11 protein-coding genes and 1 pseudogene are annotated in these 16,927 nt (G+C 55.7%); 6 read left to right on the top strand and 6 right to left on the bottom strand.

Features of this window, described 5'->3' with window-relative positions; genetic code table 11:
* Positions 1-324 precede the first annotated feature (324 nt).
* Together OZX57_RS03775 and OZX57_RS03770 are read left to right on the top strand one after the other, a co-directional pair.
* Complete coding sequence (locus tag OZX57_RS03775) at positions 325-903, top strand: xanthine phosphoribosyltransferase (RefSeq protein ID WP_277162771.1); 579 nt, start codon at positions 325-327, stop codon at positions 901-903.
* 539 nt (positions 904-1,442) lie between these two features.
* Positions 1,443-2,765, top strand: coding sequence for a nucleobase:cation symporter-2 family protein (locus tag OZX57_RS03770; RefSeq protein WP_277162927.1), 1,323 nt, complete (start codon positions 1,443-1,445; stop codon positions 2,763-2,765).
* A gap of 123 nt (positions 2,766-2,888) precedes the next feature.
* On the opposite strand, the gene OZX57_RS03765 is transcribed toward OZX57_RS03770, so the two are convergent.
* On the bottom strand, positions 2,889-4,061 hold the full coding sequence (locus OZX57_RS03765; RefSeq protein WP_277162770.1) for an ArgE/DapE family deacylase: 1,173 nt from the start codon (positions 4,059-4,061) through the stop codon (positions 2,889-2,891).
* Between the two features lie 198 nt (positions 4,062-4,259).
* Here OZX57_RS03765 and OZX57_RS03760 point away from each other — a divergent pair, with 198 nt between their 5' ends.
* Positions 4,260-4,604 carry a hypothetical protein gene (locus tag OZX57_RS03760; RefSeq protein WP_277162769.1) on the top strand — a complete coding sequence of 115 codons (345 nt, stop codon included), beginning with the start codon at positions 4,260-4,262 and terminating at the stop codon, positions 4,602-4,604.
* A 130-nt stretch (positions 4,605-4,734) separates the two neighbouring features.
* Here the strand turns inward: OZX57_RS03760 and OZX57_RS03755 are convergent, their stop codons facing one another.
* The 3 genes from OZX57_RS03755 to guaA all read right to left on the bottom strand — a co-directional run bounded on the left by OZX57_RS03755 (position 4,735) and on the right by guaA (position 8,674).
* The gene (locus tag OZX57_RS03755; protein ID WP_277162768.1) at positions 4,735-5,583 is read right to left on the bottom strand and encodes an aldo/keto reductase; all 849 of its coding nucleotides are present in this window, start codon (positions 5,581-5,583) and stop codon (positions 4,735-4,737) included.
* A gap of 34 nt (positions 5,584-5,617) precedes the next feature.
* The gene (locus OZX57_RS03750) at positions 5,618-6,823 is read right to left on the bottom strand and encodes an MFS transporter (protein ID WP_277162767.1); all 1,206 of its coding nucleotides are present in this window, start codon (positions 6,821-6,823) and stop codon (positions 5,618-5,620) included.
* A gap of 288 nt (positions 6,824-7,111) precedes the next feature.
* Positions 7,112-8,674: a glutamine-hydrolyzing GMP synthase gene (gene guaA / locus OZX57_RS03745; protein ID WP_277162766.1), complete on the bottom strand. Its 1,563-nt coding sequence runs from the start codon at positions 8,672-8,674 to the stop codon at positions 7,112-7,114.
* 440 nt (positions 8,675-9,114) lie between these two features.
* Here guaA and OZX57_RS03740 point away from each other — a divergent pair, with 440 nt between their 5' ends.
* The 3 genes and pseudogenes from OZX57_RS03740 (at position 9,115) to OZX57_RS03730 (ending at position 14,931) form a co-directional block, all read left to right on the top strand.
* The gene (locus OZX57_RS03740) at positions 9,115-11,595 is read left to right on the top strand and encodes a phosphoketolase (RefSeq protein WP_277162765.1); all 2,481 of its coding nucleotides are present in this window, start codon (positions 9,115-9,117) and stop codon (positions 11,593-11,595) included.
* 202 nt (positions 11,596-11,797) lie between these two features.
* A pseudogene (gene pta, locus OZX57_RS03735) lies at positions 11,798-13,479 on the top strand (phosphate acetyltransferase).
* A gap of 222 nt (positions 13,480-13,701) precedes the next feature.
* A complete protein-coding gene (locus tag OZX57_RS03730; protein WP_277162764.1) occupies positions 13,702-14,931 on the top strand; it encodes an acetate kinase in 1,230 nt (409 codons plus the stop codon).
* A gap of 218 nt (positions 14,932-15,149) precedes the next feature.
* On the opposite strand, the gene OZX57_RS03725 is transcribed toward OZX57_RS03730, so the two are convergent.
* Together OZX57_RS03725 and OZX57_RS03720 are read right to left on the bottom strand one after the other, a co-directional pair.
* Positions 15,150-15,788 carry a hypothetical protein gene (locus OZX57_RS03725; RefSeq protein ID WP_277162763.1) on the bottom strand — a complete coding sequence of 213 codons (639 nt, stop codon included), beginning with the start codon at positions 15,786-15,788 and terminating at the stop codon, positions 15,150-15,152.
* Positions 15,704-16,909 carry a hypothetical protein gene (locus tag OZX57_RS03720; protein WP_277162762.1) on the bottom strand — a complete coding sequence of 402 codons (1,206 nt, stop codon included), beginning with the start codon at positions 16,907-16,909 and terminating at the stop codon, positions 15,704-15,706. The genes OZX57_RS03725 and OZX57_RS03720 overlap by 85 nt, the downstream gene beginning before the upstream one ends.
* Between the last annotated feature and the right edge of the window lie 18 nt (positions 16,910-16,927).

Below are 16,927 nucleotides of genomic sequence, written 5' to 3'. Positions count from 1 at the left end.
AGTTCACCCGCCTGTCATAAGACTTCATTTCTATCACAAAGAGTTGTCATCGAATAACGTGAGACCAACAGGAATCAGCATGTTAACGCCGTCAGCTTGCCAACAGCAACTTGGAAAATTACAAATACCTGGTCAAAATCGAATCAAAACCAGTATTGCCTTTTATTCTGTGTAGAGCCATTAAAGAGTAAACGAAAAAGATATATCTTTATTACTTTCCAATAGCTTTTCAGAACGTCAAATCCAGATATTATGCTCGTAGACCATATATGCGCGTTGCGAGGGGCATCGCTAGAAACCTACCGACGGAAACGAGAGGACGATATGAAGGAACTTGAAGACAGGATTCGTCGGGACGGAACTGTTAAGCCGGGCGATGTACTCAAGGTCGATGCCTTCCTCAATCACCAGTGCGACGTGACGCTCTTCAACCACATGGGCGAGGAATGGGCACGAATCTTCGAAGGCAAGAAGATCGACAAAATCCTGACTATCGAAGCCAGCGGCATCGGCATTGCCTGCATTGTGGCGCAGCATTTCGGCAACGTTCCGGTTGTCTTCGCCAAGAAGACCCAGTCCATTAATCTCGATGGCGACCAGTACACCGCACGCGTCTATTCATACACCAAGCAGAAGGAATTCCCGGTCATCGTCTCCAAGCGTTTCCTGAACGAAGGCGAGCATGTCCTGCTCATCGACGATTTTCTCGCCAATGGCAAGGCCATGCACGGCCTTATCGATATCTGCAACGAAGCCGGGGTCGTTATTGAAGGCATCGGCATCGCCATCGAAAAAGGCTTCCAGCGCGGCGGCAAGGAACTGCGCGAGGCCGGATACGATGTCGCCTCACTCGCCATCGTCGAATCCATGGATGGCGACAAAGGCACCATCGAGTTCGAGTGATGATTCCATCGTTGCTGTAGACTCAATCAGCAGTCTTCATCAGTAGGGGCCACCTGACAATATTCAAGCCAGGTGGCCCCTACTACTGTCATTCGTTTCGCCAGTCACATTGCGTATTGCCGTGAGCAATGGCCACGCATAACGATCGAGCGCTAATATCGAATAACCAAGTCTGCCATTCTGTACCTCTCTGGTCGAAAAGCAACGACGGAATCATCAAGAAACACCTAAAAACATGCTGCCTGCACAAGGCGTACAATGCACAACATCAGCACTATCTCAATTTCATCAGGAAAAGAGACCCTTTGAGCACTGATCAGCATAGCATCCAAAATGATGCAGAATCGTCGAATATCAATCCATCAAACGATGAGCAATCGGCTACCGCAAAAACCGCACCGACATCGTCATCTGCGCAGGCCGAATCCGGCAAAAATCCGACTTCCGGACTGTCTGCCCATCTGCCTTGGCGCAAACGAAACGAGAACGGTTCACAGACCAACGCTTCGTCTCGACACAGACCCAGCACCCAAGAGGCTCTGACCAGCCTCAACGGCCAGATCTCTTTCTGGCGCGGTGTCCCCTTCGGCCTGCAACATGTCATGGCCATGTTCGTCGCCAACCTCGCCCCGATCTTCCTGGTGACGGGCGCGGCGCACCTGACGCCGGCACAATCCGCGATGATCATCCAGAATGGTCTGCTCGTTGCCGGCCTCGGCACCTGCTTGCAGCTCTATCCGCTCTGGCGCGTCGGCAGCCGCCTGCCCATGGTCACCGGCATTTCCTTCACCTACGTCGCTGCGGCCACCGCCATCGTCAGCAAACAAGGTTACGGGGCACTCGTCGGAGCCGTCATCATTGGCGGCCTGCTTGAGCTGGTTCTCGGCCTGACGGCGCAATTTTGGAAGAAATACGTACCACCGATCGTATCCGCCATCGTCGTGACCTCAATCGGGTTCTCGCTGCTTTCCACCGGCGCCTCCTCGTTCGGTGGCGGCGCCGGAGCCAAGGACTTTGGCAGCTGGCAGAACCTCACGCTGGGTCTTATCTCACTGATCGCCTGTCTCGCGTTCCAATTGTTGATGAAAGGCACCATCAAACAGCTGTCCATCCTTTTCGGCCTCGTTGTGGGCTATATCGTCGCCATCTTCTTCGGCAAGGTCGATTTCTCCGGCTTCCAACATTTGCAAATCGTGAGCGTCCCCCACTTCATGCCGTTTACCCCGACTTTCGATGCCGGTTCAATCATCTCCTTCGCTCTGCTTTACGTCGTCTCTTCCGTTGAGGTTTTGGGTGACACCGCAGCGCTTTCGCAGGTCGGTCTGAACCGTCTGCCTACCGACAAGGAGACTTCGGGAGCCATCGCCGGCGACGGCCTTATCTCCACGATTTCCGGATTGTTCGGCTGTCTGCCGTTGACCTCATTCGCCCAGAATATCGGCCTTGTCGCCGTCACCAAGGTGGTCAACCGCAAAGTCATTCTCTCCGGCGGTCTAATCCTCATCCTCGCCAGCTTTGTTCCCGGCGTGGCGCAGCTGTTCAACTCCATGCCCCAGGCCGTGCTCGGCGGCTGCACCATCATGATGTTCGGCAATATCATCCTCTCCGGCTTCCAGATGATAGCCGAAGCGGGCTTCAGCCAGCGCAACACCACCATCGCAGCGCTTTCGTTGACCATCGGCATCGGATTCACGCAGGTCGGCGGCATCTTCGCCCACTTCCCGCAGCTGTTCCAATCGATCTTCGCCACCAACTGCATCGCCGTTTCGTTCGTGGTCGCAGTCATCCTCAATGCCACACTGCCCAGCGAAGAACATTTCCTGGTCAATACGCATACCGATTCCGAAGAAGAGAACCAGTAAAGAAACCAATACAAATACAACAGGGCCTCACCGAAATTCATATTCGGTGAGGCCCTATCAATTTTATTCGCCTTGTCTCAGCCAATCAGGAAGACCAGCGAAAGCAAAGTTCACAGGCAGAAACTACTTTTCGATGCCCATGTACTCGTCGATGATCTCCTGATAAATGCCGATGAAGTCGAGGTACATCGCCTTCGGCAGGCTCTCGTTGACGCAATGCATCGTGTCGTTGCCCGGTCCGAACATCACGTAGGCCGTGTCCTTGGGGCTGTCGAGCAGCAGCACGCTGCCGTCGGTGCCGCCGGAAACGCCAAACATCGGAATCTCGGCAGACTTGCCCTGTTCCTTCAAATGGCGTTCACCCACCGACTTGACGATGTCGACAAGCTTGGCGTCCTTGGGTCCGATGACCGGGATGATATCCATGCCCACCGTGTAGGAAACGGTCGCCTTGTGGCTCTTGTTGAACTTATCCACTTCCTCGTCGAGAATCGCGAGGATCTCCTTGTTGCTGAATTCGGGGATGATGCGGATGTTGATTTCGGCGCTGGCCGATTCGGGAATCGCGTTGACCTGCTGGCCGCCGCGGATGACGTCGATGTTGTAGACGGTGTCGCCGAGGTCCGGGTTGCTCTTGCCTGCAGCGGCGGCCTTGATGCGCTTGGAGATGACGTCGAGGAACTCGAGCAGGTTCTCCACGGCGTTGATGCCGAGGGCCGGAGTCGAGCTGTGCGCAGCCTTGCCCTTCATATCGATGTTGAGGTTGAGCTCGCCCTTGGTGGCGTAGACGATGTTGTAGCCGGAAGGTTCGCCGACCAGCAGCGCCTCGACGCCCTCCATATAGCCTTGAGCCTGCATGGCAGTGGCGCCCGGCATACCGACCTCTTCACCGGCGGTGACCAGGAAACGCACGGTGCCGTGCATCTGATCCTCATGCTTTTTCAGATTGAGCATGGCAAAGACCATGGCGGCAAGACCGGCCTTCATATCGGTCACGCCACGACCGTAGACCAGATCGCCGTCTTCGGTGACCTCGAACGGATCGGTCTTCCAGCCTTCCTGCTGTGCCGAAACCGTGTCCATATGACCGGTGATGCCGAGAACCGGCTCTCCGTGGCCAAGTTCGGCGACGAGGTTGGCGCGGGTCGGGTCTTCCTCGAGCGGAATCACCTTGCAGGGAATGCCCGCCTTGTCGAAAATCGCCTTGATTTCATCGGCGACGACCTTCTCGTTGCCGTTTTCGGTATGGAGTCCGACGAACTTGCGCAGCAGGTCCATGGCTTCTTTCTCGTCCATATTGATTCCTTCCTTGAAATAAGAATGCTTACTCATATATTTTAACCACGCTTTTGTGTTCACGGCATTACCGATTGCGAATATTCATCATTGCACTTCTTCCCCGATGAGATTCAATACAGACGTTCCCCACCTTGTCCGATAACAGTGCAACACTTCATTACGTTTCGATATCTCGACAAAAGAAGGCTATCTATCATGGAAATCGGATCAATCGCGGAATGGGCCACTGCAGTTGCAGAGACCGCGGCAGTGTTGGTCGCTCTGTTCCTGCCGTATTTCGAACGTCGCAGGGCCAATCAGAAAAGCTCTCGCAACTTCAAGCTGATGGTCAGAGGACTTATCCAAAGGGCTGTTCAGGAAAATGATCCTCATTCCATCGAGTCCTTCCTCAACATCGCCACGTTCACCGACGCCGCCGACCGTGACGAAGACACCCTTGCCACCACTCGTCAGATTCTTGAACTGTTCCAGAACAAGGACATGGACGTCACACGCCGAAATACGGAAATCAAAGCGCTGCTTGAGACGATTCAACCGTGAAACACTAAGGTTATTAAGTCATCAAGGTAACGCCTTTTATTGACTTGAATTTGCGAACGCCGGAACTATCCCTCATCGATGGTTCCGGCGTTCGTGATTGAGACTAGATACATATAGCATTGCCGAGCACTCAGCGCTGGCTGGGATTGTGCCTGTCAGGGTCTTGGTCAGCAAACCCGTTTAACGTGGTCATGTCAGCGTTCTCAATGGTGAAATCAACTTGTGCGTTGGCCTCAATATGTTCGCGATGCGTCGCCTTGGGCAGCGGAAGCACACCATTCTGCAGGCAGAATCTGATTGCCAACTGAGCGGTGGAAACCCCATACTTTTCAGCCATTGCTTGCAGTTCAGGATTACTGAGCAACCCGCCAGTAGCCAGCGGCGAATAGGCTTCAATCAGCAAACCATGAGACTGTGAGAACGTGCGGTTTCTTGGCTCAGTGGCGCCGATATAATACTGCATCTGATTGGCAGCAGGTGTCACTTCGCAATGGTCAAGGATGTTCTTCAGATCATGGTCGTCAAAATTCGACACACCGATGGCGCGAACGCGACCGGAACGGTAAAGCTTCTCCATCTCGCCCCATACGGCCAGATTCTCATCGTCCATGCGCATCGTGCCGGCGTGGTTCCAAGGCCAAGGCGCATGAATCAGGTAAAGATCGAGCGTATCGAGACCAAGATTCTCCATGGTCTGCTCGAAATGCGGCAACACTTCATCCGCCTGCTTCACCTCTGCCGGGAGTTTCGAAGTCACGAAAATCTCGTCACGGTCAATCCCCGACTCGCGGATGGCGCGTCCGACACTGCGTTCGTTGCCATAGACATAAGCCGTGTCAACATGTCGGTAGCCGGATTCAAGTGCCATACGCACCGAATCATAGGCCACTTCCCCATCGGGAATCTGCCAGGTGCCGAATCCGATCTTCGGAATGCGCACGCCGTTATTCAGGGTATAGGTATCAGTAAGAATCGTCATTGGTTCAAGCCTTTCACATTGAGGTGTAACACATCTAGTCTAATCCCTCGTAAATATCATGATGACGGATGATGACGACACCGGCGACGAACAATACTGCAGTAATGGCAATCATGAGCAGTTTCACCGGCATCCATGAGCCCACGACACCATTCAGTGCGCCAAAGGCGACCGGGCCGATGGCTGCGATGATATAGCCACCCGACTGCGCCATGCCGGAAAGCCGGGCCGTATCATCGGCCGACGAGGTCCTTTTCTGGAAGAAGACCACGCAGATGCTGAATGCCGCGGCCGTGGCAAACCCCATCAGCACAATCGCAACGACGACGACCGCCATATTTGATCCGGAAAGCATCAGTCCAAGTAAGCCGACGCCGAATCCAGCACCGACGATGACGTTGACAATCGCTAGACCGTGCCGACGCTCGGCAAGTGTCGGTGTCAACAACGTCAGCGGCAGACCACACAACTGGAACAACGTCGCCAGATTTCCGGCGGCCACCGCGCTGAATCCCACGGCTTTGAGCATGGCCGGCAGCCAAGTCACCAATGAATAATAGAGGATGGACTGAAGGCCAAAATACAACAAAATGACCCATGCCAACGGCGAGCGCCATGGGCTTTTATCCATCATCGGACGATCCGCCGCGTTCTTCAGCCCTTTGCCGGCCTGTTTCGAATTCCTCGAAACCATCACGATGACAAGCCAAACCACCAGCGCAACCGGGCCTACCAGCGAGAACAGCCCCATGCTGCCTCGAACACTTACATGCGAGGCAATTACCCCCGAAGTCGCTGTGCCCAATGAGGCCACCAAACCCATGGTCGTGGTATACAGGGTCGTTTTTGATGCGGTACTGTCAGGAAACGATTCTTTGATAACAGCCGGCAGCAGCACATTGCCTCCAGCGATACCGATACCGACAGCCACTGTACCAATCAAGAGCGCCGCTGTCGAAGGCACGATACGGAAATAACTGCCGATGCACAGCACAGCCAAAGACATGCACAAAACAGTGCCGTTACCGTGTTTGGCACCTGCCTTGCCCATGAACGGCGAAGCGACAGCAAAGGCCAGCAGCGGAATCGTGGTCAGCAGACCCGCCAATGCGGAAGGCAGACCGATCTGCGCTTCAAGCTCCGGCAGAATCGGCGGCATCATCGTGATGGGAAGACGCAGATTGGCCCCTGCCAATACCAGACCCAGCACTATCAGCCATGTACGTTTGCCCTTGCTCACCTAACCGTTCCTTTCCATAGGATGTATAAAAGTTCGATATGCCAATACTGACACTTTTGAACCCAAATAATCTATTTTAGCAATGTGAGCGCGCAGAAGCTATGAGATTCGTCGCACAACTGGTGTCTGCCAGCCGTTTCATAGGCCCCAATCGCAACACCATGTTCCACACGACAACATCGAATTTGACCCTCGCTCATCAACATAAAAGGCGGCGCCTCAGTTTCTAGCTGAGACGCCGCCTTGGATTCGCCACCCTTTAGATATGTCGGCGAGATTGCGCTGCCGTCACTCCCATTCGATGGTGGCCGGCGGCTTGGAGGTGCAATCAAGCACCACGCGGTTGATGCCGCGGCATTCGTTCGTGATACGCGTGGAAATCGTGGCCAGCACATCGTAAGGCAGACGGTACCAGTCGGCGGTCATCGCGTCATCCGAAGAAATCGGGCGCAGCACAATCGGCGAGCCATAGGTACGTTCGTCACCCTGTACGCCCACGGAATGGACGTTGGCGAGCAGCACCACAGGGCACTGCCAGATGTCGCGGTCGAGACCTGCCTTGGTCATCTCCTCACGGGCGATGGCATCGGCCTCACGCAACAGGTCAAGACGTTCCTTGGTGACTTCGCCGATGATGCGGATGCCCAAGCCCGGGCCCGGGAACGGCTGGCGCCACACGATGTTGTCAGGCAGGCCGAGCTTGGTGCCGATGGCACGCACCTCATCTTTGAAGAGGCTGCGCAGCGGCTCGATGAGCTTGAACTTGACGTCATCGGGCAGACCACCAACATTGTGGTGCGACTTGATATTGGCCGCACCGTCCCCGCCGCCGGATTCGACGACGTCCGGGTAGAGCGTGCCCTGGACCAGGAACTTGACTTCCTTGCCACGGGCACCGGCCTCTTCCAAGACCTGCTTTTGCGCCTTCTCGAAAGTGCGGATGAATTTCTCACCGATGATCTTGCGCTTGCGTTCCGGCTCGGTAACGCCTTTCAGCGCCGTCAGGAACTCTTCGGAGGCATCGACTTCGATCAGCTTGATGCCAGTGGCATCGACGAAATCGTGGCGGACCTGCTCGGCCTCACCCTTGCGCAGCATGCCGTGGTCGACGAAGACGCAGGTGAGCTGGTCGCCAATGGCCTTATGCACCAAGGTCGCCGCAACGGCGGAATCGACACCGCCCGATAGTCCGCAGATGACCTCGGCATCGCCGACCTCTTCGCGAATCTTCTCCACCTGCGTGTCGATGATGCTGTCGGCGTCCCAATCACTGGGCAAACCGGCGCACTTGTGCAGGAACGTGGAGAACAGTTCGTTGCCAAGCGGGGTATGCTTGACTTCAGGATGCCACTGAACACCATAAAGCTTGCGAGACTCGTCTTCCATTGCAGCCACAGGAGCACCTTCGGTGTGCGCCAGCACTTTGAAGCCTTCCGGTGCCTCCTCAACGGCGACACCATGGCTCATCCACGTGGTCTGTTCGGTCGGCGAACCAGCGAGCACGCCCTCAGCATCGTCGATCACGGCTTCGGTCTTGCCGTATTCCCCGAGCGCGGCCTTGTCAACCTTGCCACCCAGCTCGTTGGCCATGACCTGGAAGCCGTAGCAGATGCCCAGAACCGGCACCCCGGCCTCGAAAATCTTCTTGTCGATGTCGGGAGCACCCGGCTCATAGACAGAAGCAGGACCGCCCGAGAGGATGATAGCCTTCGGATCCTTGGCCAACATCTCATCCACCGGCATGGAATGCGGCACCAATTCAGAATAGACATGTGCCTCGCGCACGCGCCGTGCGATTAGCTGGGCGTATTGCGCGCCGAAGTCAACGACAAGCACTGGACCTTTTGCCATGGATTCTCCCTATGTATATTGGCGGTATAAACTAATAAAGTAGTGTCCATTCTCGTGGCCCAAGGCGACAAAATCAAGTGTTTCCTGAACAATATCAGAACAAACAAAAAACAACATCACAAAAAACAACACGCCGCGTGAATTTTCTGTGAATCGAACATCGCTAAGCGTTGATACAACGGAGTTTATGGCTCAATTGCAACGTTTATAAGTCGTTTTTTCACGTGCGGAAATCTAACATATTTTTTGTAGAATACAACATTATCCAACAAAAATATCTCAGAAGTACACATAGAAGCAAAAAAACGTCCAAAAGTCTGAGTCGCCACGTAAAGTAAACATCGATTGGGCACGAACCCTGAACATCAATAATATCAAGGGTTTGCGCCTGAAGAAAATAATCAATCGCACACAATGTGTACAGGAGTACAGGAGCATAAATGACTAGTCCTGTTATTGGCACCCCGTGGAAGAAGCTCGGCAAGCCGGTTTCTGATGAGGCTCTCGAAGGAGTCGACAAGTATTGGCGCACCGCCAACTATCTTTCCATCGGTCAGATTTATCTGCGCAGCAACCCTCTGATGAAGGAGCCCTTCACCCGCAAGGACGTCAAGTATCGTCTCGTGGGCCACTGGGGCACCACCCCTGGCCTGAACTTCCTGTTCGGCCACATCAACCGCCTCATCGCGGACCATCAGCAGAACACCGTGTTCATCATGGGCCCGGGCCACGGCGGCCCTGCAGGCACGTCGCAGTCCTACCTCGACGGCACCTACACCGAGTACTATCCGAACATCACCAAGGATGAGGGTGGACTGCAGAAGTTCTTCCGCCAGTTCTCCTATCCGGGCGGTATTCCTTCCCACTTCGCTCCGGAGACCCCAGGCTCCATCCATGAGGGCGGCGAACTCGGCTATGCGCTGAGCCACGCTTACGGCGCCGTCATGAACAACCCGAGCCTCTTCGTCCCGGCAGTGGTCGGCGACGGCGAAGCTGAGACCGGCCCGCTGGCGACCAGCTGGCAGTCCAACAAGCTCGTCAACCCGCGCACCGACGGCATCGTGCTGCCGATCCTGCACCTCAACGGCTACAAGATCGCCAACCCGTCCATTCTTGCCCGTATCCCCGATGAGGAGCTCCACGAGTTCTTCTCCGGCATGGGTTATGAGCCTTACGAGTTCGTCGCAGGCTTCGACGATGAGGACCACATGTCCATCCACCGTCGTTTCGCCGACATGCTCGAAGAGGTCTTCGACAAGATCTGCGACATCAAGGCCAAGGCGCAGACCGACGACATGGATCGTCCGACCTACCCGATGATCATCTTCCGCACGCCGAAGGGCTGGACCTGCCCGAAGTACATCGACGGCAAGAAGACCGAAGGTTCCTGGCGCGCCCACCAGGTGCCGCTGGCCAGCGCCCGCGACACCGAGGCTCACTTCCAGGTCCTCAAGGGCTGGATGGAATCCTACAAGCCGGAAGAGCTCTTCGACGACAAGGGTGCGATTCGCCCCGAAGTCACGAACTTCATGCCTCAGGGCGAGCTGCGCTTGGGCCAGAACCCGAACGCCAACGGCGGCCGCATCCGCGAGGATCTGAAGCTCCCCGAGCTTGACGCCTACGAAGTCAAGGGCGTCAAGGAGTACGGCCATGGCTGGGGTCAGCTCGAAGCCACCCGTCAGCTGGGCAACTACACCCGCGACATCATCAAGATGAACCCGGATTCGTTCCGCATCTTCGGACCCGACGAGACCGCGTCCAACCGTCTGCAGGCCGCTTATGAGGTCACCAACAAGCAGTGGGACAACGGCTATCTCTCCGAGCAGACCGATGAGCACATGGCTGTCACCGGCCAGGTCGTCGAGCAGCTCTCCGAGCACCAGATGGAAGGCTTCCTCGAGGGCTACGTCCTCACTGGCCGCCACGGCATCTGGAGCACCTACGAGTCCTTCGCTCATGTGATCGACTCCATGCTCAACCAGCACGCCAAGTGGCTCGAGGCCACGGTTCGTCACATTCCGTGGCGCAAGCCCGTCGCTTCGATCAACATGCTGATCTCCTCGCACGTGTGGCGTCAGGATCACAACGGCTTCTCCCACCAGGATCCGGGCGTGAGCTCCGTCCTGCTGAACAAGACGTTCAACAACGATCACGTTGTGGCCGAGTACTTCCCCGCCGACGCCAACATGCTGCTGGCTGTCGCCGAGAAGGCCTTCAAGTCCACCAACAAGATCAACGCCATCTTCGCCGGCAAGCAGCCTGCCGCCACCTGGATCACCCTCGATGAGGCTCGTGCCGAGCTCGAGAAGGGTGCTGCCGAGTGGAAGTGGGCCTCCACCGCCAAGAACAACGACGAAGCACAGGTAGTGCTCGCCTGCGTCGGCGACGTCCCCACTCTGGAGATCATGGCCGCCAGCGAGAAGCTCAAGGAATACGGCATCAAGTTCAAGGTCGTCAATGTTGTTGACATCCTGAAGCTGCAGAGCCCCAAGGACAACGACGAGGCCCTGAGCGACGAGGAGTTCACCGAGCTCTTCACCGCAGACAAGCCGGTTCTCTTCGCGTATCACTCCTATGCCCACGACATCCAGTCCATCATCTTCAACCGTCCGAACCACGACAACTTCAACATTCACGGTTACAAGGAAGAGGGCTCCACCACCACGCCTTACGACATGGTGCGCGTCAACGACATGGATCGCTACGAGCTGACCGCCGAGGTACTCCGCACCCTCGACGCCGACAAGTACGCTCAGGACATCGACAAGCTGGAGAAGTTCCGTACCGAAGCCTTCCAGTTCGCCGTCGACGAGGGCTACGATCATCCGGATTACACCGGCTTCGTTTACTCCGACGTGAAGAACCAGGACTCCAAGGAAGCCGCCAAGGCTGCCATGAGCACCGGTAGCGACAACGAGTGAGCTGATTCTCATTCGACTACGCTTCACGCAGTGACGCTGTAAAGAAAAGGACGTTTGGCTTCGGCCGGCGTCCTTTTCTTGTTCTCAAGCCTCGTGAATACCGCGTAATATCGCCCCGTCACACTCTATGCTTAAAATAATGATGATCAATATTGTTGTTGATTCACAAAATCGTGCATAGACTGCACAAAGGAGTTATATCGTGGCACAAGAAGTCATTTATATCGCCAGCCCAGAGGGCAAGAACGGCCGCAATGTGGTGGCTTATGGCGTAGTGAAGGCGCTGGCGGCGCAAGGCAAGACGGCGGTTTTCCGACCTGTAGCCTGCAAGAAGGAGACCTTCTCCGCCGAACTGCTCAAGGCAGCCAACGCCGGGCAAAGCGTGGAGCAGGTTCGCGGCGTGTGCCCCAAGTGCGCACGCAAAGACAAGAGCTCGGCACGAGGTGACATCGTCGCAACCTACAGCGCCGAACTTGAGCGTACCGATCCCGACTCGATGGTCATCGTCGGCAGTGACGGTTCCTCCATCTTCGACCCTGAAGCGTTCACTTTCAATGCCGAAATCGCATCTGACCTCAAAGCCAAGACGTTCCTCGCCATCTGCACCATTCCACGCAACGGCGAACAGGTGAAGGCCACCGTTGAGACCTGCACAGCCGAAGTGGAACAAGCCGGCGGAAAGGTAGCCGGGGTCTTCGTCACCGGTTGCACCGACGAAAAGGCCGCCGATGCCAAGGAAGCACTGAAAGACTCCCCGTTCCGGTCTGGACCATTCCGGCCGTTGACTTCCCCTCCGACACCGATCCCGATGCCGCCGATAAGGCCGCCAAGGCTTTCGCTGACAATGCTCCGGCCGACGAAGTAGTCGCCGCTGCCCGCACATCATTCGACGCACCTACCACTCCGCATGCTTTCCAGAACGAGCTTCTGGCCAAGGCGAAGGCCAACCAGAAGACTATCGTTCTGCCAGAAGGCTCGGAAGATCGCATCATCAAGGCTGCTGATTACCTGCTGCAGCGTGACATCGTCAAGCTCATCATCGTCGGCGACAAGAGTGCCATCCTCGAGCGCGGCAAGGAACTCGGTCTCAACTCACTTTCCAAGGCCACTTATCAGCCGATGGACGATGAGGAGGTCCTGAAGCCCATGGTCGCCAAGCTCTGCGAGCTGCGCGCCAAGAAGGGCATGACCGAGCAACAGGCCCGCAAGCAGCTCACCGATCCGAGCTACTTCGGCACCATGCTGGTCGTGCAGGGCTTGGCCGACGGCCTTGTCTCCGGCTCCATCAACTCCACCGCCAACACTGTGCGCCCCGCACTGCAGGTCATCAAGACCAAGCCCGGCGCCTCGCTGGTCTCCGGCGCGTTCCTGATGTGCTTTAAGGACCATGTGGCCGTCTTCGCCGATTGCGCCATCAACTTGAACCCGAACGCCGAACAGCTGGCCGACATCGCCATCCAGTCCGCCGACACCGCCCGAGCCTTCGGCGTGGATCCGAAGGTGGGCATGCTCTGCTACTCCACGCTGGGCAGCGGCAAGGGCCCGGACGTCGATCTGGTCGAAGAAGCCACAAAGCTTGTCCATGAGAAAGCCCCGGATCTGCCAGCCGTCGGCTCCATTCAGTTCGATGCCGCCTGGTCGCCCACCGTGGCTGCCACCAAGGCCAAGGGCAACGATGTGGCTGGCCATGTCAACGTCTTCGTCTTCCCGAGCCTGGCTGCCGGCAACATCGCTTACAAGGCCGTGCAACGCACTTCCGGTGCCATCGCCATCGGCCCGGTGCTCCAAGGCCTCAACAAGCCCGTCAATGACCTTTCGCGCGGCGCCCTGGTAGAAGACATCATCAACACGGTAGCCCTCACCGCCGTGGAAGCTCAGCAGTGAAATCCATGTTCAATGTACAATCCCGTTCTCTTCATAACGGAGAGAACGGGATTGTACATATCAGTCTGAAAATTCTATTTGAGACAAAGAAAAATTGAAATTCGATAAAAGCTTTCAAAAGTTTAATTTTCCTTACTCTTGTAACATCTCGTGAGTAAGCTAGAAGCTTGGTAGCCGTGGTAACACTCACGGATCAAATTATTTATATGGAGGATGCAAACAATGGCGAAAACCGTCCTTGTCATTAATTCCGGTTCCAGCTCAATCAAATATCAGCTGGTGGATCTCGGAAGCGGGGATGCTCTGGCGAGCGGCCTCGTGGAGAAGATCGGCGAACCCATCGATGGCCACTACAAACACGAATATCAGGGTGAGAAGCACGAGCTCGAAGAGCCGATCAAGACTCATGCCGATGGCCTGAAGCGCGTCCTCGGTTTCTTCAAGGAATATGGCCCTGATCTGCACGAATCCGGCATCGTTGCCGTTGGCCACCGCGTGGTGCAGGGTGGCTCCGTTTTCCCGGAACCGGCGCTCGTCAATGAAAAGACGATTCAGCAGGTCAAGGACCTCGCCGTGCTCGCCCCGCTGCACAACGGTCCGGAAGCCACCGGCGCTGAGGTCATGGAACAGCTTCTGCCCGACGTGCCGCAGATCTTCGTCTTCGATTCCTCCTTCTTCTTCCAACTGCCGAAGGAAGCCAGCACCTATGCTCTCAACAAGGAAGTCGCCGAGAAGTACAAGATTCGTCGCTATGGCGCCCACGGCACCAGCCACGAGTACATCGGCTCCGTCGTCCCCGGCATCATCGGCAAGCCTGCCGAAGGCCTGAAGCAGATCGTACTGCACATCGGCAACGGCGCTTCCGCTTCCGCACAGATTTCCGGTAAGCCGATTGACACCTCCATGGGCCTGACCCCGCTTGAAGGTCTGATGATGGGCAGCCGTACCGGCGACATCGATCCGGCAGTGGTCTTCCACCTCATTCGCAACGCCCACATGGACGTGGATCAGCTCGACACGCTCTTCAACAAGCAGTCCGGCATGATCGGCATGACCGGTTTCGGCGACATGCGTGAAGTCGATCGCCTCATCAAGGAAGGCAACGAAGACGCCATCACCGCAATGGAAGTCTACATCCACCGCATCGTAGGCTACATCGGCAACTACACCGCTCAGATGGGCGGCGTGGATGTCATCACCTTCACCGCCGGTGTCGGTGAGAACGATGACGCTGTGCGTGCCCGCGTGTGCGAGAAGCTTGAGCCTTTCGGCGTCAAGCTCGACAAGGAGAAGAATGCGACCCGTTCCAAGGAACCGCGCATCATCTCCACGCCCGACAGCTCCGTAATCATCGCCGTCATCCCCACCAACGAGGAGCTGGCAATCGCCCACAAGGCCGACAAGATCGCTACCGAAGGCAAGGATTCCTACGGCAACGTCTTTGAAAAGTAAGTCTGCTTTGTTCTGCTAGATTCTGAGATCCAGCGAGAATAATGAGAAGGCCGGAACCGATTGAAAATATTCGGTTCCGGCCTTTTCATATCTATTTGTAGATGCTATGGCTCAATCGCACCGACCTTAACATCGACAATGTCACATGTCACGCGCATATCACGAAATTGAATCAGTTCGACCAGCCCAAGTCGCAACCGTAAACGCGCTGCCATCGATCATTCCCGTATCCCATAGCCTCCACCCTGCAATTGGTAAAGCGCATTCGATGCCCCGGATTGGGTACGGCTATTGGCGAAAGCATGGGTGTATTCATCGAATATCCGCTCACGTTCGCCGACCTGATCGTAAGTCAGTTGATGGCCCAACTGCTCGTAGGCTTTGCTTTGTTTGCCAGCCTCGGCGTCATGGTAAGAGCCAAATGCCTTCATGCTGTCGATGACCGAGCCATTCTTGTCCAGATTGGCCGTCATCTTGGTGACCAGCCGATGCAACCGCTGGTCTTGAGGATTGTCCATCGGCTTCAACACCGCACGGCATGAATCGAGAGCGCCGATGTAAGTGGCGTAGGTCGGATCCGACTCATCAAGCTGGGGGAACGTGACACACACCGATTTGGCCTGGGAAACCGGAAGCATCGTCGGAATATACGCCCCAATCGTCGCTTTTTCTTTGTCGTATGCGGTCATGAAATCCTTGAATGGACGATAATCCGCATTCCCGTTCGTGCTCAATTGGTCGGCGAGCGCCTGATTGGCCTGGTCCGCAGCACTTATAGCGTCATTGATGTCATCGATATCGGCCTGTTCCAGATTGCCCATACCTTTGAAACTGCGGTCATAGACGGTCGAATCCATGAGACTCCACCGTTTGGCCACCTCGGCCATGGCATCAGTGATCTTCTTTGCCGTGTCCCCCTTGAACGCTTTACCCGGACCCTTGGGAAAGCCTTCAAGCACACTTTTTCCCAATCCTCGGCACTTTTCTGCGACTGAGCGACATCATAGGCTCGATCGAAGGCCCAATCGAGATGCAGCGCATCACGTCTTTTCTGCAGAGCCCAGCTGTAACGGTAGCTGTAATCCCGCACTTTGGTGGAAATGTCGATACTTTTGTTAAGCTGATCTTCCTGCTGCTCAACGGATCTATCACTGGACGCACCCGCATGGAGCACAGCAAGCTGTTTGGCGGCCTTGCCGCTTTCTTCCAATGCGCTGGTAACCGAGGCAACGAATGTTTTCATGGCTTCGTCATCGGAGCCGGACAGCGGTTGCAATGCTGTGGCGCATGAGGCCGATCGCTTGTCGTAGCTGTGCTCCTCGGATTCGTAACCGAACATGTAGTTCCAAGGCCCTCCGCAGGCCTTGTTCACCGCAGACAGAGCCTTGGCCTTCCCGACAACATCATTCAGAATTGCCTTGTCAGCCTGCGTAGCCTTCGTATAGCGGTCAAATTGCCGTTTTGCTTCGGCGTTGTCCATAATCGGCAGACTCGCAAAGGTGGTATTGTCCTTGTCGGTTTTGTCGATAAGCGAGGTGAGTTTGGCGATATCCTTGTCCGCAGCATGAGAACCGGTGACCAGAGCCTCCAGACTGTATATGAGATTGCGGTGATCGTCATGAATGTCGTCAATCCCCTTGCTCACTTTGTCTGCGGGTGTGGGCTGCTCGTGATGCGTATGACGGTTAGCAGCATCTTGTGATTGGCTGGAACTCAGCGATGACGACGTGATTGTCTTGATGAGCGGATCTGCAACCACAATCAGCGCTACTATGACCACCATACAGACGATAAGCACTACTGTCTTTGATTTTCCAGACCGAGGACGATACCCATCCGACGGTGCCCACGCAACCTGATCAGTTACTGGAGCACCGTCTGCAGACATCGAGCTGAATGTCGCGATATCATCGTCCACACCAGAGAAACTCTGATTATTGCCTTGATCAAATGACTGTTGCCCTGTATCACGCCCCATAATCAACTCCCACCCAAT

The organism is Bifidobacterium sp. ESL0682 (assembly GCF_029392815.1).
In the GTDB taxonomy this organism is placed as follows: domain Bacteria; phylum Actinomycetota; class Actinomycetes; order Actinomycetales; family Bifidobacteriaceae; genus Bifidobacterium.
Note: the sequence above shows the minus strand (reverse complement) of the source record. Positions and strands in the feature narration are given on the sequence as shown.

Coding starts and splice junctions, on each gene's coding strand:
- OZX57_RS03720 (WP_277162762.1), bottom strand. CDS start 16,909: ATGGGGCGTGATACAGGGCAACAGTCATTTGATCAAGGCAATAATCAG.
- OZX57_RS03755 (WP_277162768.1), bottom strand. CDS start 5,583: ATGACGATTCTTACTGATACCTATACCCTGAATAACGGCGTGCGCATT.
- OZX57_RS03760 (WP_277162769.1), top strand. CDS start 4,260: ATGGAAATCGGATCAATCGCGGAATGGGCCACTGCAGTTGCAGAGACC.
- OZX57_RS03775 (WP_277162771.1), top strand. CDS start 325: ATGAAGGAACTTGAAGACAGGATTCGTCGGGACGGAACTGTTAAGCCG.
- OZX57_RS03740 (WP_277162765.1), top strand. CDS start 9,115: ATGACTAGTCCTGTTATTGGCACCCCGTGGAAGAAGCTCGGCAAGCCG.
- OZX57_RS03730 (WP_277162764.1), top strand. CDS start 13,702: ATGGCGAAAACCGTCCTTGTCATTAATTCCGGTTCCAGCTCAATCAAA.
- guaA (WP_277162766.1), bottom strand. CDS start 8,674: ATGGCAAAAGGTCCAGTGCTTGTCGTTGACTTCGGCGCGCAATACGCC.
- OZX57_RS03725 (WP_277162763.1), bottom strand. CDS start 15,788: ATGGATTCGACCGTCTATGACCGCAGTTTCAAAGGTATGGGCAATCTG.
- OZX57_RS03765 (WP_277162770.1), bottom strand. CDS start 4,061: ATGGACGAGAAAGAAGCCATGGACCTGCTGCGCAAGTTCGTCGGACTC.